Here is a 22,184-nt window from a genome sequence, read left to right as displayed (position 1 = left end):
TTGTAGCACACGCCGGGGTAATCTGAGTGGTGGCTTCTTCCATAAGGAAGAATTGCTCTTTTTCGAAAGGGTGGTGCAAGTGGGAAAACAATAGTTCGTTGCCAGTACCAACCAAAAACTTACTTGGGGTGTTACCGTAAGGTGGCATGCATTCTAGAGCGTCAAACTGTCTAGCGATAGACGAAAAGACCTAGAGTTCTAACTCAAAGCCCCCACTGAAACGCTTCATCTCAGCGGGGGTAGTTGACTATGCTAGTGCTTGTGCCAAATCTTCAATTAAATCTTCTCCATCTTCAATACCAACAGAGATTCGAATTAATGTATCTGTAATTCCTAATTCTTTACGGCGATCTGCTGGGATTGATGCATGTGTCATTTGAGACGGGATAGAAATTAAACTTTCTACTGCTCCTAAACTTTCAGCAAGTGTGAAGTACTGTAACTTCTCAAGTACTCTATTTAACGTTTCCTCACTATCTACATCAAATGAGATGATTGCACCAAATCCATTCGCCTGTTCTGTTGCTAATTCGTGATTTTGATGTGATTCAAGACCTGGATAATATACTTTATTTACTTTTGGATGGTTATTTAAAAACTCAGCAATTGCGCGTGAATTTATTTCATGCTCTTCCATACGAATTCCTAACGTTTTCAAACCGCGAAGTAGTAGGAAGCTATCTTGTGGTCCAAGAATACCTCCTGTTGAGTTTTGCACGAAATGAAGGTCTTCTGCTAGTTGTGGGCTATTTACAACGACTAGGCCTGCAACTACGTCACTATGTCCTCCTAAATATTTCGTTGCACTATGAAGCACAATATCTGCTCCTAAAGAAATCGGCGACTGCCAATATGGCGTCATGAATGTGTTATCAATAATCGTTAATAAATCGTTTTCTTTAGCAAGAGTAGATATTTTCTTAATATCAGTAATCTTTAGTAATGGATTCGTTGGTGTTTCTACATAAATTGCTTTCGTATTTGGGCGAATTGCTTCTACAACTTCCTCTAGGTTTGTTGTATCTACAAATGTATGCTCAATACCGAAGCGGTTTAATACTTTCGTAATAACACGGTACGTTCCGCCATAAACATCATCTGTTAAAATGACATGATCACCTTTTGAGAACAACATAATTGTCGCTGTAATAGCAGCCATTCCTGAGCCAAATGCAAATCCAGCATGACCGTTTTCTAATACAGCAATCATTTCTTCTAAAGCTGCACGTGTTGGGTTGCCTGTACGTGAATATTCATATCCTTGATGCTTACCAACTGCTTCTTGTTTGTACGTACTTGTTTGATAGATCGGTACGTTTACAGATCCAGTTGAAGGTTCTCCTATGCGAATACCATGAATTAACTTTGTCTTTGCTCTCATTTTTTATTCCCATCCTTTGTATATGTCTTTGCTTAAATAGCGCTCACTACTATCAGGAAAAATCGTTACAATATTTGTACCTGGTGTTGCTTTCTCTGCCTCAAGTAAGCTCGCATGAAATGCTGCTCCTGAAGAGCTTCCAACGAGAAGTCCTTCTTTTTGCGCTAATTCTTTCACTCGTAAAAATGCATTTCGATCAGAAATCGTATGAATTTCATCAAAATAAGATGTTTTCAAAAATGGTGGAATGAATTCAAGACCAATACCTTCTGTTTCATGTGAACCAGCTTTACCACCATTTAAAATAGAGCCTTCTGGTTCTACAATAACCGTTTTAATATCAATATTTTTCTCTTTCAAATAAGATGCAGTTCCCATAAACGTACCGCCAGTTCCTGCCCCTGCAACAAATATGTTAATCTCTCCATTCAGTGCCGACCAAAGTTCAGGTCCTAGCGTTTTAAAATAAGCGCGAGGGTTTGCTTCATTCGCAAACTGACTTGGAGAGTATGAATTCGGTATTTCATTTACTAACTCTTTCGCTTTTGCAATTGCGCCGGTCATTCCTTGCTCAGTCGGTGTATGCACAACCGTTGCACCTAGCGCCTTCATTAATTCTTGCTTTTCAACACTAAATTTCTCTGGTACACAAACGATGACGCGTAAATCATGTTGTAACGCTGCAAGTGCCAGTCCAATGCCAGTATTTCCAGCCGTCGGTTCAATAATTGTTCCGCCCTGGGTAACAAGCCCTTTTTCTAACGCATCTTCGATTAATTCTCTTCCTAAACGATCCTTAACGCTTCCGCCTGGGTTGTAAAATTCAAGCTTTGCAAATAAACGGACTCCTTCTGGAAGTGAAAAACGCGTAATTTCTACAATTGGTGTATGACCAATCAATTCATGAACGCCACGATATACATTCATCGTGTTCTCCCCCTTATTTGCCAATAAAGAAAAGGCAACTGTATGTATTTTCTTTATATGAAACAGTTGCCTTTTTGTTACATTACTTTAACTCTTCTAGTACTTTTACGATAAAGTTTGTAGAATGAAGAGCTGCTTGATCTAAAAATTGATCAAATGAAACATTTGATTCTTTACCAGCAATATCAGAAAGTGCGCGAATAATAACAAACGGGACTTCATATTGGTGGCATACTTGCGCAACAGCTGCTGCTTCCATTTCTACTGCATAAAGATCTTCAAATTTATCACGAATTGCTGCAACACGGTTCGGATCACTCATAAATGAATCACCTGTTGCAATCATACCTTTTACGACTTGAATATTTTCTTCTGCCTGCATACATTTCTCAGCTAATGCAACTAATGCCTCATCAGCTTTAAATCCAGGTGGCATTCCTGGCACTTGACCATATTCGTAGTTAAATGCTGTTACATCTACGTCATGGTGACGAACTTCTGTTGAAATAACTACATCACCAACATTTAGAGAGTGATGGAATCCACCAGCTGAACCAGTATTAATTACTTTTTCAGGCTTATATTTTTCTAATAAAATTGTCGTTGACATCGCTGCATTTACTTTACCAATACCAGACTTTAGCAAGATTACTTCATGTCCTGCCAATAGCCCTTTCGTAAATTCACAACCTGCAACAGTTTCTGTTTCTGCTTGTTCTAGTTTGTCACGTAAAATACGTACTTCTTCTTCCATTGCTCCAATTACAGCAATTCTCAATCTAATCCCTCTTTCTATTGCTTAGTTGCCTCCATTACCCAAACGAAATGATTTAATCTCGTAAACGTTACGTGGAAGCCATTGTTTTCAAAAATAGATTGCATGATCGGAATACGTGTATAGTATTCTGTTTGCAAATCGTTTGCTAACTGATGAAAACCTCTTTGTTTTGCTACTTCGACAGTTTTATCATATGCATCTTGATCTGCAAATATCGTATCAGCAAACACTATTTTACCACCTTTGTTTAGCAATTGACTATACTTCGCAATTGCTACGTCTTTTTCTTCATCTATTAAATGATGAAATGCGTAAGTGCTCACAATAGTATCGATTGAATTCGGGACTTCAAATGATAGAAAATCACCTTCTGTAATTGAAAATTCTTTTGGTAATTTCTCTTTTGCAATAGTACGCATTTCGCGTGACGGTTCTATACCGTAAACTGTGCGACCAGCAAGTAATAATTTATTTGTTAAATTGCCAGTACCAACACCGAATTCTAATACGTTGCCAAATGACTTGTTAACTACATCCTCTAAAATGTCCTCATAATGGGCGAAAACTTCTTTATATTGTATATCTTCGCCTTGTACAAATGAGTCGTACGTATGAGCCCATTCATCAAATAAACCATTAAATTCTGTTCCCATAAAAATTCCCCTTTTTCTTATCGGTTTTATCAGTATGATATTCTCTCTTTCTAAAAATGTCAATTGAAATGTACGTAGTATTTCCTTCTTTTCTTTGTTACACTATAGGTGATTATCATAGGAGAGGGGGCATCTTCGTGTCATTTACCTTTGAAATGTTAGAAGATAAAGTAGAATTTTTCGAGGCTGCAAACTTAGTTTCTCTAGAAAAAAAAATTAACGAACAAATTGATAATAATAAAGCACTTATGCTCGAAGTTCATCATATTTCTCACCAAATGATTATGGATCCTGAAAGCAAAAGACCTTATTATAGTGCGGTTGTTCATTTTAAATTAAAGAAATTACGCTAACTAAAAAAAGAGAGGCTCTTAAGAGCCTCTCTTTTTTTAGTTTAGAGTTTGAACGAGTACTGGTTTCCAGCCCTCATTGTCTACCCAATCAATATTTACATAATATTTTTTACCTGATTGTTTATCTTGTACGTTACCGTAAGCTTTATTCTTACCGTTATTTCCAATTCTATGGATAACTAATTGATTTACTGGAACGTCAATTGCAGCTGAAATCGCTTGATTCATCTCATTCCAATCTGCTGTACCTTTTTTAAACGTCATCGCAGGTGTTGCACCTTGCTCTGTACCTACTGGCTTCCAAGAAGATTTCGTATAAGCATCTGTTGCCTGTGACTGTGTTTTTTCAGCTGGTGCTTTCTCGTTAGCTTTCGCTTCTTCTTCAGCTTTTTTCTTTTCTTCCTCAGCCTTTTGCTTCTCTTCTTCTTCCTTCTTCTTAGCCTCTGTCTTATCTTGCTCATTCTTCTTCGGCTCTTCTTTACCTTTAGCTTTCTCAGCTTTATTCTCTTTTGTTGTTTGCTGAGCTACCTTTTTATCATTAGAAGACGCTTGCTCTTTTGTGTCAGGAACAAACAATTGATATGCTACAATAGCTACTGCTACTAATACAATAGCGATTGCAATATTTAAAACACCGTTTTGACGACGTTTTTGTTGTTTCTGTTGGAATCTAGATCCTCCTGCCATTCTTCAAACCTCCATGCAGTTTTTCATACTTGCTATTGTAACATTAAATCTAGAAAGGTTGAACATTTACAATAATATTTTCACGAAATGAAAACATTTCATAAATAATTGCAAGATTACTTTTCAATTTCTAATTGATGAATTGCCTCTACCATTTCTGCAAAAACTGGTGTGACTACATTTTCATTACTATCTGTTTCTATATCAACTACAACTAAAGCATATCTTGGGTTTTCATATGGAAAATAACCTGCAAACCAGCGATTCACCCTCTCTCCTTTTCCTGTTTGTGCCGTCCCAGATTTTCCAGCGACAGTTAGTGGCAACGAACGGAATGCGGTTCCCGTTCCTTTCTCCATCGTTACAACGGCTCTTAACAACTGTTGTAATTTTTTCATCGTTTCATAAGAAAGCTGTTTCCCATTTAATTTATGATTTTCAAATGTAAAAAAGTCGGTTCCATTTTTATACACTATTTTTTTCACAGCTTTCACTTCCATCTTCTCTCCACCTCTAGCAATTGTCGCCATCATATTCGCTATAGCTAGAGGTGACACACGTACATCTTTTTGTCCGACCATCGTTTGAGCAATCGCTTTTCTACTATCTTTATTTTCTTCGCTTCCCCAAATAATAGCACTCTTTTCTTCTGGCAATTGCTCAAATTCTGGTGTATGAAATACTGAACCTTTCCAACCTACCTTCTCACTTGCTCCTAAGGCCTCTAAATACGTTTCTAATACTTCCCTATCCTTTTGCATTAGTTCATCACCTAATGCGGCAAACGTTCGATTACAGCTTCTAGCAAAGCTTTCCTTAAAGTTTAATGACCCCATCATAACTTGTGGAAGATTTTCACCGTATAAATCCGTATTACAGTTAAATGTACGATTAAACCGCACCAAATTCTCATCAATTACTGCTGCTGCAACTACTGTTTTAAAAACAGACCCCGGAAAATGAGGAGTTAACATTTGATTTTCAAGTGTAGATTTATATATCCTCCTATCATTCATCTGTAAAGAAGGCCTACTTACCATTGCTACAACTTCACTATTCTTTATGTCTAGTAATACTAATCCACCTTTTTTTATTCCGTTTTCATCTATAATCTTCTCTGCTCGTCGTTGCAACGTTTTATGTATTGTTGTTTGAATAGTAACTGGATAAAATGGATTTCCTGGTGAAGTGTATTTCGCCTGCTTCCCAAAAATCGGTTCTCCTTGTCGATCCACTTGATATAGTACTTTCGCTTCTCCATCAGTCAGTAAAAATTCATCAAATGATTGTTGCAATCCAGAAATACCAATTGGCGTTTGTTTCGACGTTTTTTTCATTTCTCCATAACGCTTTTGAAATTCCTGTTCATTCTCTCCCACATCACCAATTAAATGATCTGCCTCTCCCATTTGCTTCAGTCGAACTTCTGCTGCTACAATACCTAAAATATCTAATTCATTTACCTTCTTCATCTGCTCGAGCGTTAATTGAAATGGGGTATTCTCCCTTCGTAATATAAATGCTTGATTCTTATTTTTCATTTGCAGTCTTATCTCTTGTCTCGACACACCAATGATATGCGCAATTTTCTCTAACATGTCATTTTTTATTTGTAAAAATGGAAAAACAATTAAGACTGGATATTTCTCTTCACCAATTTCCTTACCATTTCGATCTGTAAAATGCCCTCTTCCATTATCTACTGTAAGTGATTGTGTTCGTTGCGTAACACTTTTTTCAATCAGATTGATATTTCGGTCAGTAAATGATTCCGTATCTATAATCTGTATTTGGATTAAACGACAAAGTAATAAAAAAATCACACCCATAAAACAAATTAAAACAATTATAATTCTCCGTTTCATTTTCATAAAAAACACCTCGTCTATTGTAGTTTAGACGAGGTGTTTCACCTTTTATACAAATAAAAAATCACTCGTTTTTACACGAGTGATTTTTTACGTTATTTTACAGAGATAATCTCTACTTGCATTTCTCCACCTGGTGTTTGGATTGCTACCTTCTCACCAATTTGCTTACCTAATAAGCTTTTTGCGATTGGAGAATCGTTAGAAATTCTTCCTTCAAATGGATCGGCTTCTGCGCTACCTACGATTATGTACGCTTCTTCGTCTCCACCTGGTAACTCTTTAAATATTACTGTTTTACCTAATGTTACAACTGTAGACTCTTCACCATTGTCTTCAATGATAACCGCATTACGAATCATGTTTTCAAGTTGTGTAATACGTCCTTCTACGAATGCTTGCTCATCTTTCGCTGCATCGTACTCAGAGTTCTCAGAAAGATCTCCGAAGCTACGTGCGATCTTAATACGCTCTACAACTTCTTTACGTCTTACTGTTTTTAATTGTTCAACTTCGTTCTCTAGTTTTTGCTTACCCTCTTGCGTCATAGGGTATGTTTTTTCTGTTGCCATGTTTTCCACTCCTTTTATATACCAATCCCCCGAAAAAAAGAGGAGTTCCATATGAAAACTCCTCCGCTTATATAGCGGAGGTTTCTAGCACACGTAGCACTAGTGGAGTTGTCACATACAACCCCTTATTCTCCAATTCTTCCTTATATAAAGAAGGTATGTATGGAAAGTTGATATAAATATGCCCTCACCTATTGGTAGGTGAGGTTTCATGTTTCATTGTATTCGATAAGAAGGGAAAAAATCCCTTCCTATCGTATATCTTTTACTATGCTATTACAAATTTACTTTTTGTTCAAGAATTGTTGCAATTTTTGTAACCATAATATCAATTGCAACATGGTTTTGTCCACCTTCAGGGATAATAATATCCGCGAATTTCTTAGAAGGCTCAATAAATTGATTATGCATTGGACGTACAACGTTTACGTATTGATCGATAACTGAATCCATTGTACGACCGCGCTCTTCAATATCGCGCTGCATGCGGCGTAAAATACGAAGGTCTGCATCTGTATCAACGAACACCTTAATATCCATTAACTCACAAAGACGTGGGTCTTCTAAAATAAGAATTCCTTCTAAAATGATTACATCTTTCGGCTCAACTGGAATAATTTTTTCTGAACGCGTATGCAATGTATAGTCATATATAGGCTTTTCCACTTGCTCATATGCAAGCAACTGCTGCAAATGGTCAATTAACAAATCATTATCAAACGCTAACGGATGATCGTAATTTGTTTTTAAACGTTCTTCCATTGGTAAATGGCTTTGATCTTTGTAATAATAATCTTGCTCCAAGATTAAAATGGAATGACCTTTAAAATGGTCAAAAATCGCTTTCGTTACACTTGTTTTTCCTGATCCTGAACCACCAGCGATTCCAATTACAACAGGCTTATTCGTCCCCATTCGACTACCACTCTTTCTTATTGAAGTATGTTTTTGCGCATCATATTATTCACATACACTGGTTGATCCACTTTGAATTTCACGATTTGCAACGGATGTCTCGCTGCATCTAATTCGTTTCCATCCTCATCCCAAATTTTCTCCACCGTCTGCGTAAAGTTTTCTATTTCTGGCCCAAAGAACTCCACTTCATGTCCTGGTTTGAAGTGATTACGTTGCTCAAGCGTTACGATGCCCGTTTCTTCATTATAATCTAACACTAAACCAGCAAAATCATACGTTGTTTTCTTACTATGATTTCCAAACATTTGCTCTTGATGTCCTGGAACCCCTTCAAAGAATGCAGGAGCTGTATCACGATTTGCACATTTATCAAGTTCATCTAACCATTCTTGTTTAAACTCAAAGTTATCCGGATCCGCACAATACGCATCAATTACTTTACGATATACAGTTGCTACAGTCGCTACGTAATGGATAGATTTCATACGTCCTTCAACTTTTAAGCTATCAATTCCAATTTCAATCATTTTCGGAATTGATAAGATTAAATTTAAATCTTTTGGGCTCATCGCAAAGTGAGCATCTTCTTCTTGGAATAGAGGAAGCTCTTTTGCATCTTTATGTTGTGATACCGTTTGAACTAAATCATAATCCCAGCGGCAAGATTGACAACAACCACCACGGTTAGAGTCACGCGCTGTCATATGGTTACTTAATGTACATCTCCCTGAATACGCGATACACATTGCACCATGGACGAATGCTTCAATTTCAACATCAACTTTTTCTTTAATTTCTTTCATTTCTTCATAGCTTGCTTCACGAGCTAATACAAGACGATGTAAACCTTCTTCTTTCCAATACTGTGCTGCTTTCCAGTTGGATAGTGATTGTTGTGTACTTAAATGCACCTCAACAGAAGGCGCCACACGTTTACATGTCTCAATAATAAGCGGATCGGCAACGATAATTCCCGTTACGCCAGCTTTTTCAATCCCTTTTAAATATTCCTCTAGCCCATCCATATTTTCATTATGTGCAAAAATATTTGTTGTTACGTATATTTTTGCTCCATATTTCTTTGCAAATTCAACGCCTTCTGCCATGTCTTCCAGCGTAAAGTTACCTGCATTAGAACGAAGACCAAATTCTTGTCCACCTAAATATACAGCATCTGCCCCATAATGGATAGCTACTTTTAATTTTTCTAAGTTACCCGCAGGGATTAACAGTTCAGGTTTTTTCACAATAACGCGTTTGCCATCGATCACTCGTGAAATTTCTTGTACAGTCATTTCCTACACCCTCCTCGTTTAGTAAACCGTTTCTTTAAAGAAGAATCCTGTATCTAACGGACGATTTACCGGTTGTATTTCTTCTATCTCTTTAAATAAATCATCTTTCACGTCATAATACGCATCACGATCTTCTACACATAAATCAATCGCCTTACGATATTTCTTCGTTACCTCAATAATGTACTCAGAACTTTTTAGGACACCATCAATTTTTAAGCTATCGACTTCAGCATCGATTAGTTCCTCTAACTCATCGATGAAACAAATATCATTCGGACTCATAATGTGAGTACCATTTTCATCTTCATAAATTGGATATTTGTTATTACGTTCCGGGTCGTATAAGAACATATTCTCTTCATACTTTTTCTTTTCGATGTCGAGATTACGCCCTTGATACTCAAAGTAGTTTCCTACTAGTGAACGCTTCGATTGGAACATGCAAGTCATACCGTGAATTTGTACTTCAAGTTCCACTTCAGCATTTTCTTTTAATTCAGCAATTTCATCTAAGCTAAGCTCACGAGCTAATACAGCGCGTTTCGCTCCTCTTTGCCCCCAATAGTTACAAGTAAACCAGTTTGTTGCTGTCGTTTCTGTATTCCAGTGAAGTTGCATATTTGGTGCAACTTCACGAACAGCCATTAATACCGCTGGATCTCCGAAAACAATCGCATCTACATTTACCTCATTTAAAAAGGCAACATAGTCCGTTAATTCTTCTACTTTATCATTGTGGAACATCGCATTCATTGCAACGTATACTTTCACACCATTTTCATGTGCAATGTTTACAGCTTGTTTCACATCTTCACGTGAAAACTCTCCTGCCAAACGTAAACCAAACTTTTGTTCACCAACCATTACTGCATCTGCCCCTGCTTTCGCAAGAGGTTCAATATCCGCCACCGCTCTAGGCGTTACTAACAATTCAGGTTTCTTCATACTTTTGTCACCCTCTCTTTTTACTTACAGCCACTCCATCGCCAATTGGGAAAATCGTTGTATCATATCCTTCATGATTCATAAGCCATTCATTGTACGTCTTAATACGACGAATCAAACCACGGGTACGTCTATTTTCAATTTTCTCTTTTGTCGTCACAAGACCATGGTACATAACGTTATCTGAAATAATAACGCCACCAGGATTTAATAACGGTTCGTATAAGTCAAAAAAGCGACGATACTGCCCTTTCGCTGCATCAATAAAAATAACATCAAATGTTCCATGTTCTTTCACTTGTTCGCCCGTTTCTAAAGCATCACCGTAAATAACAGAAATACGGTCTGTTACCGAGGAACATTCTATATATTCAAGTGCCTTTTCATATCGTTCACGATTGCGCTCTACTGTCACAATGCGAGAGTTCGGAATAGCTTGCATCATACGAATACTAGAATAACCGATTGCTGTTCCAAGTTCTAAAATACTTTCCGGTCCAATTAAACGTAAAAATTGCAGCATAAATTCCATTCCAAGTCGATCCATAATCGGCACATGGTTTTCAGTTGCATACTCTTCCATTTCAAGAATTAATTTATCTTTTGGATCAATAAATGATAATAGGTACTCGTTAACTGTATCCTCCATAATTGGTCCTCCTTATTTACATGGAGAAGTGCCTCTATGACGCGTCAACCTTTGTCTTTTCACACATAGAATGCAATAAAAATACAAGCCAGTTTCACCCTTAGCTTGTACGTCCCGTTTTGATATTAAAAACGATTCTTCTGCCAGTTTTTAACCCGATATATTTTACCACAAAAAAGAGGGATATGCGACCCTTTTCGCTATCCCTCCCCATTTCACTGTTTTTTCGTAATGTATTTTTGCTTTAATGCATTATGTTCTTCTAATGTTTTCGCATAATACACTTCACCACTTGGTGCAGCTAAGAAATAATAATAATCTGTTTGCGCAGGATCTAACGCTGCTTCCACTGAATGTTTACCAGAGTTTGCAATCGGTCCAACCGGCAACCCTTTCACAACATACGTATTGTACGGTGAGTTTACTTTCAAGTCTTCGTATAATACACGTTGTTTATGCTTTCCAAGCGCGTATAATACCGTCGGATCCGTTTGAAGCGGCATGCCTTTCGCTAAACGATTATAGAAAACACTAGAGATTTTTTGGCGATCAGTAAAGCCAGTAGCCTCTTCTTCAATAAGTGAAGACAACGTGAGAAGTTGATGAACATCCCAGTTCTTCGCTTTCATTTTCGCCTCATTTTGAACAATAATTGCATTTGTTTTCTCAAGCATCGGGATTACAATTTCTTCTAATTTCGTATCCTTTTTATAGAAAGAATACGTTGCTGGATATAAGTATCCTTCTAGTGGATATTTAATGTTACTATCAAAAATTTTATCCGTTAATAGCTTCGGATACTTTTGCTGCATTTTTTGGATAAATGCTTTATCGTTTAATTGACGCACAACATCATCTTTATTCCACTTTAATTCTGCCGCAATCACTTCAGCAATTTCAGTTACTTGCGCCCCTTCTTTAATCGTCACTTTATAAAGAGCCGGACGATGTACGTTGCCAGATGACATTTGTTCAATGACATCGTTGGCGCTCATCGAAGGATTTAATAAATATGTACCTGCTTGTAAGCTTTTCGACTTAAATTTCGTATAAAAACTAAAAACTGTACTGCTTTTCACAGCACCTTTTTCTTCTAAAATCTCACCGATTTTACTTGTAGATGACCCCTTTGGAATCTCTACCTCAATCTCTTTTTTATTTCCACTATCAACTGGCCCTAATGCAGATGAAATATACGCATAGACTGATCCACAAACTAAAAGCAGTGCGATAATCGAAATTAAAAAAATGCGTCTACGCTTCTTCTTCACTTGATTCTCTACCAAAATTCTTCCTCCTTATTCAATTGTAGACCGTATACACTTCCTCTATACAATGCCCTACAAACATAAAGCAAAACCAATCATTTCTAAATAATCGGTGACAGCTACTTATTTAAAGCCTTTTTTCATACAACCCGTCTTATTATACTATAAACAATTAAGTAGTTTCGACAAAAAATCTGTCATTTTGCATATGAATACAAAAAAGGCGAACTGTGTACACAGTTCGCCTTTTTATCCATTACTATTCTTCTTCTTGCTCATCAGCAAGAGTGTTAAACATTTCTTGTACCATTTCCCACTCTTCTTCAGATTCAATTGAAAGTAATGTTCCGCCCTCATCTTCACTTTGCTCATATGCCATTGCATCGAAGATTTGGTCTCCATCTTCGTCTACTTCACCGATTGGAGAGAAGACTACGTAAGATTTTTTGCCGAATTTTTCAGCATCAAAAGTGAAAATAATTTCACATAAATGTTCGTTTCCTTTTTCGTCTACAATTGTAATTTGATTTTCTTCCATTTTGGTCACCTCTTATTTACTATCTAAAAATCCTTGTAAGATCACGACTGCAGCCATCTTATCGATTACCTGTTTTCGCTTCTTACGGCTCACATCAGCTGAAATGAGCAGACGTTCCGCTGCCATCGTCGACAAACGCTCGTCCCACATTACAACTTCTAATTGTAACAGATTTCGCAGGTTTTCTGCAAATTGCTGGCACGCTTCACCACGAGGGCCGATTGTACCATTCATATTTTTAGGTAAACCTACTACTATTTTGTCCACATTGTACTGTTTTACCAACTCAGAAATACGGTCAAAACCAAAGTGGCCTCGTTCTTCGTTAATCCTGATTGTTTCCAGCCCTTGTGCTGTCCAGCCCATTTCATCGCTCATTGCAACACCGACTGTTTTAGTACCAACATCTAAACCTAATATCCGCATAAACTACTCCTCACGATGATGTTTCAAGTAAGACTTCACAAGCTCTTCAATTATCTCATCACGTTCAAGCTTACGAACGATGCTTCGTGCATCTTTATGGCGAGGTATGTATGCTGGATCTCCACTTAATAAATAACCGACGATTTGGTTAATCGGATTATAACCTTTTTCTTGAAGTGCATCATACACAGTTAAAAGTACATCATTTACATGGACACTCTGTTTTTCATCTTGAATGCTAAACTTCATTGTCTTATCAAAACCGTCCATTTCAAGCACCTCACTTGTAAGTAGTAAGTATAGGGAGAAGAACTTCTCTTCTCCTCTCCCTACCATTGTACACTACTATCTCTTTATTTTGAAACAGATTTAACGTACTCTTGTACAAACGCTAAAGCTTCCTCTACTTGTGCTGGGTTTTTACCGCCTGCTTGTGCCATATCAGGACGGCCACCACCGCCGCCTCCACAACGAGAAGCTACTTCTTTCACAAGTTTACCCGCATGGTAACCTTGACTAATTAAATCTTTCGTTACGCCAGCTAAAATGTTTACCTTATCGTCATTTACAGACGCTAATACAACAACTGCAGACTCTAATTTATTTTTAAGGTCATCCATCATTGTACGTAAGTTGTTCATATCTGCAACATTTACTTTCGCCGCTAATACGTTCACGCCATCAACTGTCATTACTGAATCAGTTAAGTTTCCAGCTTCGATATTGCTTAATTTCGCAGCAAGAGATTCGTTTTCTTTTTGAAGTTGTTTTACTTCAGTAAATAAACCATCAACTCTTGTTAAAATATCTTTTGGATTTGTTTTCATTTTTCCTGCTGCTTCTTTTAATAAACCTACTTGATCGTTCATTAATTCGTATGCAGACTTACCAGTTACCGCCTCAATACGACGAGTTCCTGCACCGATACCAGACTCAGCAACGATTTTGAAAATACCGATAGAAGCTGTGTTATCAACGTGACAACCACCGCAAAGCTCTAAGCTGTAATCGCCTACTTGCACAACGCGTACAACATCGCCGTATTTTTCACCGAATAATGCCATTGCGCCCATTTCTTTCGCTTCTTCGATTGCTTTTTGAGAAATCGCAACATCAATACTTTCCCAAATTTTTTCGTTTACGATACGCTCAATTTTTTCTAATTCATCAGCTTGTACTTGACCGAAGTGAGAGAAGTCAAAACGTAAACGTTCAGATGTTACAAGAGAACCCGCTTGGTTAACATGCGTTCCAAGTATATCTTTTAATGCTTGGTGCAGTAAGTGAGTTGCTGTATGGTTTTTCACAACGCTACTACGGTTTTTCGTATCGATAAGAGCTTTTACAGCCGCTTCTTTCGTTAATGTACCTTCTTCCACAACTACTTTGTGTAAGTTTTGACCATTTGGTGCTTTTTGTACGTCTTTTACAACAACTTTCACGCCGTCAGCAAGAAGGTAACCACGGTCTGCAATTTGCCCACCGCTCTCAGCGTAGAATGGCGTTACATCAAGCATTAATTGTCCTTCTTCACCTGCTTGTAAGCTATCTGTATACTCACCATTTTTCACAAGGGCAACAACGTTACTTTCTGTTGCAACTGTACCGTAACCAACGAATTCGCTCGCTACTTTAACTTCACCAAGTACACCACCTTGAACTTGCATAGAATCAACGTCTTGACGAGCAGCACGTGCACGCTCACGTTGTTTCTCCATTTCATTTTCAAAGCCCGCTTGATCAACTGTCATACCAGCTTCTTCTGCATATTCTTCTGTTAATTCAATTGGGAAACCGTACGTGTCGTATAGGCGGAACGCATCTACGCCAGAAATAACAGTTGTTTTTTCTTCTTTCGCTTTTGCAATTACTTCAGCTAAAATTGATTCACCATCATGAAGTGTTTCATGGAAACGCTCTTCTTCATTCTTCACAACTTTTGCGATGAAATCTTTCTTTTCAAGTACTTCTGGATAGAAGTCTTTCATTACTTCTCCAACAACCGGTACTAATTCAAACATGAACGGACGGTTGATGTTTAATTTCTTAGAATAACGAACAGCACGGCGTAATAAACGACGTAATACATAACCACGGCCTTCGTTAGATGGAAGAGCACCGTCACCAACAGCGAATGTTACTGTACGGATATGGTCAGCAATTACTTTAAACGCCATATCTTTTTCTAAATCGCCATTACGATATTTTTCACCAGAAATTGATTCTGTTGCACCAATCATCGGCATGAATAGGTCTGTATCAAAGTTCGTAGGTACATCTTGAACGATAGATGTCATACGCTCTAGACCCATTCCTGTATCGATGTTTTTCTTAGGAAGTGGCGTATATGAACCGTCTGGATTATGGTTAAATTGAGAGAATACAAGGTTCCATACTTCTAAGTAACGCTCGTTTTCTCCGCCCGGATATAATTCTGGGTCACTAAAGTCATTACCGTAAGATTCACCGCGGTCATAGAAAATTTCTGTATTCGGTCCACTTGGTCCTTCACCGATATCCCAGAAGTTCTCTTCTAAACGGATGATGCGTTCTTTTGGAACACCCATTTTCTCATTCCAAATTGTGAATGCTTCTTCATCTTCCGGATGAATTGTAACAGATAGTAATTCTTTATCGAATCCGATCCATTTGTCGCTCGTTAGAAATTCCCAAGCCCAAGTAATTGCTTCTTCTTTGAAGTAATCACCGATTGAGAAGTTCCCTAACATTTCAAAGAATGTATGGTGACGAGCCGTTTTCCCAACGTTTTCAATATCGTTTGTACGAATTGATTTTTGTGCATTTGTAATACGTGGATTTTGTGGGATTACACGACCATCAAAATATTTCTTTAATGTCGCTACACCACTATTAATCCATAACAGAGATGGATCTTCATGAGGAACTAGTGATGCACTTGGTTCTACTGCATGTCCTTTTTCTTGGAAAAAGTCTAAAAACATTTGACGAATTTGTGCGCCTGTTAGTTGTTTCATTGTATTTTCCTCCTTAAATATAAAAAACTCCCGCCCCTAATAAAAGGGACGAGAGTTAACTCGCGATACCACCCTAATTATGAATTGATTATTATAACAATCAATTCATCACCTCATGGTGCCGTAACGTGGCAAGACGGCAGTGATTAGCTGCTCTCAGGATTAGCTTTCTGTTACCCTTCATTTAAAGCTTCTTTCAGCCATTGGAAGCTTCTCTCTATAAATGGACTGTAACGTACTTTTTCCGTCATTGATTTAATGTATTATATGACTAAATATAATAGAATTCTCTTAAGTTTGTCAATGTAGATAATCATTTATATTGCATTAACCATAGTTATTCTGCTATTCATTCTTAACAGCCTTTCAATATATTATGCATTTATTAATAAATTGTACTACCTCTATATTCTTTTCAGAATATTATATTTTCGTTATAATTAAATTATCAATAATAAAGGAGCGAGCAAAATGACAACTTTATTGAACAAGGCTAAAAACATATTAACGACTGACGAAACGATATTATTTTACACCGCATGTTCATTAGATATATTTATTTATCGTTCCGTTGCAAGACCAGGACTGTTAATTTTAACGAACAAACGGCTCTTCTTTTATGGACCAGATGTAAGTAGGAATCCAATATTTGAAGAGTACTCTTTTGCAAACATTTCTAATCTAAAAGAGCAAAAGCGTCTTTTCAGCAATCAAATTATATTTATGTACGATAATGAACGGAAAAAAATAAAACATATTCAAACAAATGATGTAAGCTCTCTCGTTCAACAAATACACGAGCAACTCTCTAAATAATGATAGCCCTCTACTTTTATAAGTAGAGGGCTATCATATTACACATCTTCTTTTTTCCAAAGAGGCCTCACATGAACGACCACTGTCCGAATGACCGCTAAAATAGGAACCGATATTAGTAATCCTACAATCCCCGCAACTTCTCCCCCTACTAGTAATGCAAACATAATGATCACAGGATGCATACGAAGCGACTTACCAACGATGTAAGGCGATAAAATGTTACTTTCCAAAAATTGCAAAATAGCAATCGTAATTCCCGCCTTAATGAGTAAACTCGTTGATACCGTTGCTGCAATCATCAACGTCGGAATCGCCCCTAAAATAGGACCAAAGTACGGGATTATATCCGTTACCCCAATAATAATACCGAGTAATAACGGATATTTCATGCCGATAAACCAAAAAGAAAGAACAGATACTCCCCCTAATACTAAGCAAACAAATAACTGCCCTCGAATATAACTTCCGAGTGATTTATCAATTTCTTTCGCAAGCATTTGACCCGTACTACGCCACTTACTCGGGACTAATTTCCAAAATATATGATAAAACTCACCGTAATCTTTTAATATGTAAAATACAATGAATGGAATTAAGAAAATAATGAGTAACGAATCCAGTACACCACGAGCTGTGCTCATGACTTTATTTAAAAGCACTTGAATCTTCGTTTCTACACCACCAAAAATTTGTTTCACCTTTTCATGAATAAATGATGGGAAATTCGCTGTTTGTTCTGTAACTCCATCCATCCAAGAATCGTACATTTTTGTAAACTGTGGAAATTGTTCATTAATTTCTTGTAACTGTTTAATAACAACTGGCGTTCCTTTATAAATTCCATAGCCAATTCCGCCAAAGAAAAGAATATAAATGAGCAAAATAGCAAGTGTGCGTGGCATTCCTTCCTTATGGATTTTTTCAATTAAAGGGTGTAATAAATAAGCAATAAAACAAGCAATAAAGAACGGTGTGATCGCCACTTTAAATACAAAAATAATTGGTGCCCATAGTGGCTTAATTTTTAAAAAGACGAGCAAACAAAGAAAAACGAGTAACAATAATCCTAAACGATATATCCAAATGATTTTAAGATTCTTCACACGAAAAACCTCCTCCATCTTTATTTTGAAAATAAATAGGTTAGGTTATGTGCAAAAGTTTTAAAATCTTTTTATACAGACCATACTGTTTTTTAAAGACGTACATATATTTAACATAATAAGGACAACCACCCCTGAAAATACAAAATGTCAAAATATAATCAGGAGGGCTCATAATGATCTTATTTATGCTTGCATTATCCGCACTTTTTATGCTTCTTGAATGGATTTGTATCGGGTTTGGTATTTGGAAAGGCTTCTTTATTCGTTCCTCACGAAAGGAAAGAGCTAAGCACTTATGGCATTATGGAATGCTTGGCGTTGGATGCTACGGTTTATCTTATCTCTTCTCTGAAATCGGACTTTTATATTTGCATACAAGCGCATAAAAAAACTCCCTTATCATAAAGGGAGTTTTTTACGCCTTATAAATAAGACTTAATCATCTTACGTGCTTTTTTCACATTACGTTTTGAGAATACATCTTGTTTGCGAGCATATTGATACGCTGCAGCTCCAACACCTAATGCGATTAATGAATTGCGTAGATTCAAAGTAAATCCCCCTTTTCGTTATCCGATCGTTCTTTCATTATCATCAAATAAATCATCAAGAGAGCTTAATGAACCATCTTCCTCTACTTGATGTGTATGGATTTTCCCCTTTGAAACCGATAATTCGATATAACAATTCCAGCAATAAAATTGGTTGACACCTATTTTTCCGATGTCTTTCCCTTTGCAATTTGGACAACTGAACATATGGCTTTCATCTCCTTACAGTCTCCCAGATTCTATTCGCCATTATGTCCAAACTGCATTCATTTATACATTGCTAGAACCTTTCAACGTTATACGTTTGAAAGGTTCACTATATAATTTCACCTTGTTACATGAAATCATACGGTGAAATGTTTTCCACGTCCATTTCTTCACCATTAACCGTCACCATCTGCACTTCTCCTTGTGATTCTTGCAATCGGCCAGCTAAAGTCGTTTGACGCATTGCATCATCAAGGCGATTTACACCGGATTGAAACGCTGCTTCCTCCCCGCAAATAATAAGGAATTTCTTACTCCTTGTAATACCCGTGTAAATTAAATTACGACGTAACATACGGTTATAGCTTTTTACAATCGGCATAATAACAATCGGAAATTCACTACCTTGTGATTTATGAATCGAGCAGCAATATGCATGTGTAATTTGATTTAAATCTGGCTTTGTATACGTTACTTCAATCCCATCAAATGAAACGATAATCATATCTTGTTGCTCAACGTTTTCTTTCGCATAAAACACCGAAACGATTTCTCCGATATCACCATTAAATACTTGGCTTTCCGGCTGATTGACTAATTGAAGTACTTTATCACCTCTGCGGTATACAACGTCACCGTAGGCAATTTCTTTACTTTTTTCTTTTTTCGGATTGAACACTTCTTGGAGAGCTTCATTTAACACATTAATACCTGCCGGTCCGCGGTACATAGGTGCCAACACTTGTACATCTCTTGCGCTAAACCCTTTCGTCTTCGCGTTTTCACATACTTTTTTTACAACTTCAACAATTTGAGCACCTGCACAGCTGATAAATGAACGATCTTTTTTATTTTGCGCTAAATCTGGTGGAAGTGTTCCGTCTTTTATCGCATGGGCAAGTTGAATAACAGATGACCCTTCCGCTTGACGATAAATTTCTGTAAGCTTGACCGTTGGAACCGCACCTGCATTCAATAAATCTTTTAACACTTGTCCAGGTCCTACAGATGGCAACTGATCTTCATCGCCTACAACGATAACTTGAATATTTGTCGGAAGTGACTTGAATAGCTGATTTGCAAGCCAAATATCTACCATCGAAAACTCATCAATAATAAGGAGTTTCCCTTGTACAGGGTCTGTTTCATTGCGCTGAAAAGACCCTTCTGGCGTCCATCCAAGCAGACGATGAATTGTGCAAGCTGGAAGTCCTGTCGATTCACTCATGCGCTTCGCCGCTCTTCCAGTTGGGGCCGTTAATAATATTGGAAATGGATTATCATCACTATATTCATTCGGATTTAATGATACTCCGTGAAGTGACGCATACATTTCAACAATTCCTTTAATAACTGTTGTTTTCCCCGTCCCTGGTCCACCTGTTAATAACATCATCGGCTTATGAAGTGCAGTTTGAACTGCTTCTTGCTGAAGCGGTGCATACTGTACCTTTAGCTGTTCTTCAATTTCTCCTAATGTTTTTAACACTTCTGCTTCAGGGAATGCAGGGGTTTCTTCTTGATTCATAAGACGACGAATTGACTTTACAACGCCTTTCTCAGAATAGAATAAAGAAGCTAAATACACTCGCTCTTCTTCTATAATGACTTTCCCTTCGCTTTGCATCATTTCAACGCAGCCTACAATATCTTCCTCAGTCACTCTGCCTTCTTGATTATTTAAAAGTGACATCGTTTCTCTTACAAGCTGACCTTTTTCCATATACACGTGACCGAGTTGTAATGAAATATTCTCTAACGTATAAAAACACCCTGCGCGTACACGGTCGTCGTGATTGCCCGTTATTCCGATTGCACGCCCTATATCATCTGCTCTTCCAAATCCAATTCCGTCCACTTCTTCAATAAGTTTATACGGATTATTACGAATCACTTCTAATGTCATCTCTTTATATTGCTGATAAATTTTAATAGAAAGTTTTGTTCCAAAACCGTAACCATTTAAAAAACTCATCACTTTCTCGAGCCCTTGATGCTCAATAATCGTCTCATATATTTCCTGCGCTTTTTGCTTGTTTACAACACCACTTAACGCATCCGGATCATCCATAATTTTAGAAATCGCATGCTCACCAAGATGGTCCACGATTTTTTCAGCTGTACGCTTTCCAATCCCTTTAAATAAATCGCTCGCTAAATATTGCACCATACCTGCTTTTGTTTGTGGCAGTTCTTTTTTAAACGTTTCAACTAAATATTGTTTTCCATACTTTGGGTGGTCTTTAAAATGACCTGTTAATGTAAACACTTCATCTTCATGCATACGGGGAAAATGACCGTTTATCATTACTTTTTTTTCGTCGTATGTTTCATTCGTTTCAATGACTTTCATACTGACAACGGAATAGAGGTTTTCTTCGTTGTGGAAAATGGTATGAAGAACTTGCGCTTTTATAAATTTTTTTTCTTCCTCAAACAAATCCATTGCATGTTGATTTCCCATATTTCCTCTCCTTTCCGAGTTCTTTTCACTTTAATGAGCAGTACATCCCCCACCTCTTTCACAATCTTTAGATGAGGGGTAACTGCGCATTAAACTATAATTTCACTTTATTCAGCTTCTTGCTCTAATAAACGAATACCATTACCAGCTAAAAAGTGGTCTGCTTGAATTTCAGTCGCTTTCTTAAATAAAGTAAGAGCTTTCTCGTTATTCTCCTCGAATACGTACGCAACACCTAAATTATAATACGCATCTGCATGCTCTTCATCCATTTCTAATACCTTTTCAAAATAAGGTTTTGCCTCTTGAATATGTTCTAGTCGTGCGAAGCAAAGTCCGCATTGGAAAACAGCTTCTACATCGCCTTCATCTAATTCCGTCGCTCTTTGTAAAAATGGAAGTGCAAGACGATCATTTCCAAGTTGCACATGTGTGATACCTAACATAAATGTTACGTCAGCTGATTGTAATCCCACTTGCATCGCTTGTTCAAATACAGCCTTCGCCTCTGCAAATTGCTCTTGACCGTAATATACGTTTCCTAATCCATAATAAGCAGCCGCAGATTTACCATCTAATTCTAATGCACGTTTATAAAATAAAATTGCTCGCTCACTATCACCTAATACATCTAATAAATTCGCAAAGTTAATGTATCCAAGCGCATCTTTCGGATTTTCTTCGATTGCTTCTGTGAAATTTTCAGCTGCTTCTTCCCAGTTTCCTTCTTGCATATATTTAATACCTGTTTCAAGTTTGTTTGACATATCCTTCACCTCT

24 protein-coding genes and 1 other annotated feature are annotated in these 22,184 nt (G+C 37.3%); of the genes, 3 read left to right on the top strand and 21 right to left on the bottom strand.

The window, feature by feature from the left end; all coding sequences use genetic code 11:
* Positions 1 to 247 precede the first annotated feature (247 nt).
* From JFU20_RS20595 to JFU20_RS20580, 4 genes are all read right to left on the bottom strand, one after another.
* A complete protein-coding gene (locus JFU20_RS20595; protein ID WP_001201926.1) occupies positions 248 to 1,381 on the bottom strand; it encodes a bifunctional cystathionine gamma-lyase/homocysteine desulfhydrase in 1,134 nt (377 codons plus the stop codon).
* Positions 1,382 to 1,384: 3 nt separating this feature from the next.
* Positions 1,385 to 2,308 (bottom strand): O-acetylserine dependent cystathionine beta-synthase, encoded by a 924-nt coding sequence (locus JFU20_RS20590; RefSeq protein ID WP_002015265.1) that lies wholly within the window; start codon positions 2,306 to 2,308, stop codon positions 1,385 to 1,387.
* A gap of 82 nt (positions 2,309 to 2,390) precedes the next feature.
* A complete protein-coding gene (mtnN, locus tag JFU20_RS20585; protein ID WP_002015266.1) occupies positions 2,391 to 3,086 on the bottom strand; it encodes a 5'-methylthioadenosine/S-adenosylhomocysteine nucleosidase in 696 nt (231 codons plus the stop codon).
* A 14-nt stretch (positions 3,087 to 3,100) separates the two neighbouring features.
* Positions 3,101 to 3,739 (bottom strand): class I SAM-dependent DNA methyltransferase, encoded by a 639-nt coding sequence (locus tag JFU20_RS20580; RefSeq protein ID WP_002015267.1) that lies wholly within the window; start codon positions 3,737 to 3,739, stop codon positions 3,101 to 3,103.
* A gap of 137 nt (positions 3,740 to 3,876) precedes the next feature.
* Here JFU20_RS20580 and JFU20_RS20575 point away from each other — a divergent pair, with 137 nt between their 5' ends.
* Positions 3,877 to 4,092, top strand: coding sequence for a YrzA family protein (locus JFU20_RS20575; protein WP_002015268.1), 216 nt, complete (start codon positions 3,877 to 3,879; stop codon positions 4,090 to 4,092).
* A gap of 36 nt (positions 4,093 to 4,128) precedes the next feature.
* Here the strand turns inward: JFU20_RS20575 and JFU20_RS20570 are convergent, their stop codons facing one another.
* The 12 genes from JFU20_RS20570 to alaS form a co-directional block, all read right to left on the bottom strand.
* Positions 4,129 to 4,779 (bottom strand): YrrS family protein, encoded by a 651-nt coding sequence (locus tag JFU20_RS20570; protein WP_002138429.1) that lies wholly within the window; start codon positions 4,777 to 4,779, stop codon positions 4,129 to 4,131.
* Positions 4,780 to 4,895: 116 nt separating this feature from the next.
* A complete protein-coding gene (locus tag JFU20_RS20565; RefSeq protein ID WP_033715924.1) occupies positions 4,896 to 6,650 on the bottom strand; it encodes a peptidoglycan D,D-transpeptidase FtsI family protein in 1,755 nt (584 codons plus the stop codon).
* 92 nt (positions 6,651 to 6,742) lie between these two features.
* Positions 6,743 to 7,219: a transcription elongation factor GreA gene (gene greA, locus JFU20_RS20560; RefSeq protein ID WP_078213491.1), complete on the bottom strand. Its 477-nt coding sequence runs from the start codon at positions 7,217 to 7,219 to the stop codon at positions 6,743 to 6,745.
* Positions 7,220 to 7,495: 276 nt separating this feature from the next.
* Complete coding sequence (gene udk, locus JFU20_RS20555; protein WP_002015274.1) at positions 7,496 to 8,134, bottom strand: uridine kinase; 639 nt, start codon at positions 8,132 to 8,134, stop codon at positions 7,496 to 7,498.
* 17 nt (positions 8,135 to 8,151) lie between these two features.
* A complete protein-coding gene (locus JFU20_RS20550) occupies positions 8,152 to 9,432 on the bottom strand; it encodes a peptidase U32 family protein (RefSeq protein WP_002015275.1) in 1,281 nt (426 codons plus the stop codon).
* A gap of 18 nt (positions 9,433 to 9,450) precedes the next feature.
* A complete protein-coding gene (locus tag JFU20_RS20545; RefSeq protein ID WP_002015276.1) occupies positions 9,451 to 10,380 on the bottom strand; it encodes a peptidase U32 family protein in 930 nt (309 codons plus the stop codon).
* A 7-nt stretch (positions 10,381 to 10,387) separates the two neighbouring features.
* A complete protein-coding gene (locus JFU20_RS20540; protein WP_002129210.1) occupies positions 10,388 to 11,029 on the bottom strand; it encodes an O-methyltransferase in 642 nt (213 codons plus the stop codon).
* A gap of 215 nt (positions 11,030 to 11,244) precedes the next feature.
* Complete coding sequence (gene mltG, locus JFU20_RS20535) at positions 11,245 to 12,315, bottom strand: endolytic transglycosylase MltG (RefSeq protein ID WP_002015278.1); 1,071 nt, start codon at positions 12,313 to 12,315, stop codon at positions 11,245 to 11,247.
* Between the two features lie 241 nt (positions 12,316 to 12,556).
* Positions 12,557 to 12,835, bottom strand: coding sequence for a DUF1292 domain-containing protein (locus JFU20_RS20530; protein WP_002015279.1), 279 nt, complete (start codon positions 12,833 to 12,835; stop codon positions 12,557 to 12,559).
* 12 nt (positions 12,836 to 12,847) lie between these two features.
* Positions 12,848 to 13,261 carry a Holliday junction resolvase RuvX gene (gene ruvX / locus JFU20_RS20525; protein WP_001221204.1) on the bottom strand — a complete coding sequence of 138 codons (414 nt, stop codon included), beginning with the start codon at positions 13,259 to 13,261 and terminating at the stop codon, positions 12,848 to 12,850.
* A gap of 3 nt (positions 13,262 to 13,264) precedes the next feature.
* On the bottom strand, positions 13,265 to 13,531 hold the full coding sequence (locus JFU20_RS20520; RefSeq protein WP_000348591.1) for an IreB family regulatory phosphoprotein: 267 nt from the start codon (positions 13,529 to 13,531) through the stop codon (positions 13,265 to 13,267).
* Between the two features lie 83 nt (positions 13,532 to 13,614).
* Positions 13,615 to 16,257 (bottom strand): alanine--tRNA ligase, encoded by a 2,643-nt coding sequence (alaS, locus tag JFU20_RS20515; protein ID WP_002015283.1) that lies wholly within the window; start codon positions 16,255 to 16,257, stop codon positions 13,615 to 13,617.
* 41 nt (positions 16,258 to 16,298) lie between these two features.
* Positions 16,299 to 16,517, bottom strand: a binding site (T-box leader).
* Between the two features lie 211 nt (positions 16,518 to 16,728).
* On the opposite strand from alaS, the gene JFU20_RS20510 reads away from it, so the two are divergent.
* Positions 16,729 to 17,073, top strand: a complete 345-nt coding sequence (locus JFU20_RS20510; RefSeq protein ID WP_002165046.1) for a PH domain-containing protein — start codon at positions 16,729 to 16,731, stop codon at positions 17,071 to 17,073.
* Positions 17,074 to 17,111: 38 nt separating this feature from the next.
* Here the strand turns inward: JFU20_RS20510 and JFU20_RS20505 are convergent, their stop codons facing one another.
* Complete coding sequence (locus tag JFU20_RS20505) at positions 17,112 to 18,179, bottom strand: AI-2E family transporter (RefSeq protein WP_002165045.1); 1,068 nt, start codon at positions 18,177 to 18,179, stop codon at positions 17,112 to 17,114.
* A 176-nt stretch (positions 18,180 to 18,355) separates the two neighbouring features.
* Here JFU20_RS20505 and JFU20_RS20500 point away from each other — a divergent pair, with 176 nt between their 5' ends.
* Positions 18,356 to 18,568, top strand: coding sequence for a hypothetical protein (locus JFU20_RS20500; RefSeq protein WP_002015285.1), 213 nt, complete (start codon positions 18,356 to 18,358; stop codon positions 18,566 to 18,568).
* 36 nt (positions 18,569 to 18,604) lie between these two features.
* Here the strand turns inward: JFU20_RS20500 and JFU20_RS20495 are convergent, their stop codons facing one another.
* The 4 genes from JFU20_RS20495 to JFU20_RS20480 form a co-directional block, all read right to left on the bottom strand.
* Positions 18,605 to 18,733, bottom strand: coding sequence for a YrzQ family protein (locus tag JFU20_RS20495; RefSeq protein WP_002015286.1), 129 nt, complete (start codon positions 18,731 to 18,733; stop codon positions 18,605 to 18,607).
* 18 nt (positions 18,734 to 18,751) lie between these two features.
* Complete coding sequence (locus JFU20_RS20490; protein WP_002015288.1) at positions 18,752 to 18,940, bottom strand: hypothetical protein; 189 nt, start codon at positions 18,938 to 18,940, stop codon at positions 18,752 to 18,754.
* A gap of 127 nt (positions 18,941 to 19,067) precedes the next feature.
* Positions 19,068 to 21,404, bottom strand: a complete 2,337-nt coding sequence (recD2, locus tag JFU20_RS20485) for an SF1B family DNA helicase RecD2 (RefSeq protein WP_002015289.1) — start codon at positions 21,402 to 21,404, stop codon at positions 19,068 to 19,070.
* Between the two features lie 107 nt (positions 21,405 to 21,511).
* On the bottom strand, positions 21,512 to 22,171 hold the full coding sequence (locus tag JFU20_RS20480; RefSeq protein ID WP_002088750.1) for a tetratricopeptide repeat protein: 660 nt from the start codon (positions 22,169 to 22,171) through the stop codon (positions 21,512 to 21,514).
* Positions 22,172 to 22,184 lie beyond the last annotated feature (13 nt).

Source organism: Bacillus sp. TH30 (assembly GCF_016650875.1).
Taxonomy (GTDB): Bacteria; Bacillota; Bacilli; order Bacillales; family Bacillaceae_G; genus Bacillus_A; species Bacillus_A mycoides.
The sequence above is the reverse complement of the archived record's forward strand: the minus strand, read 5'-3'. Positions and strand labels throughout refer to the sequence as shown.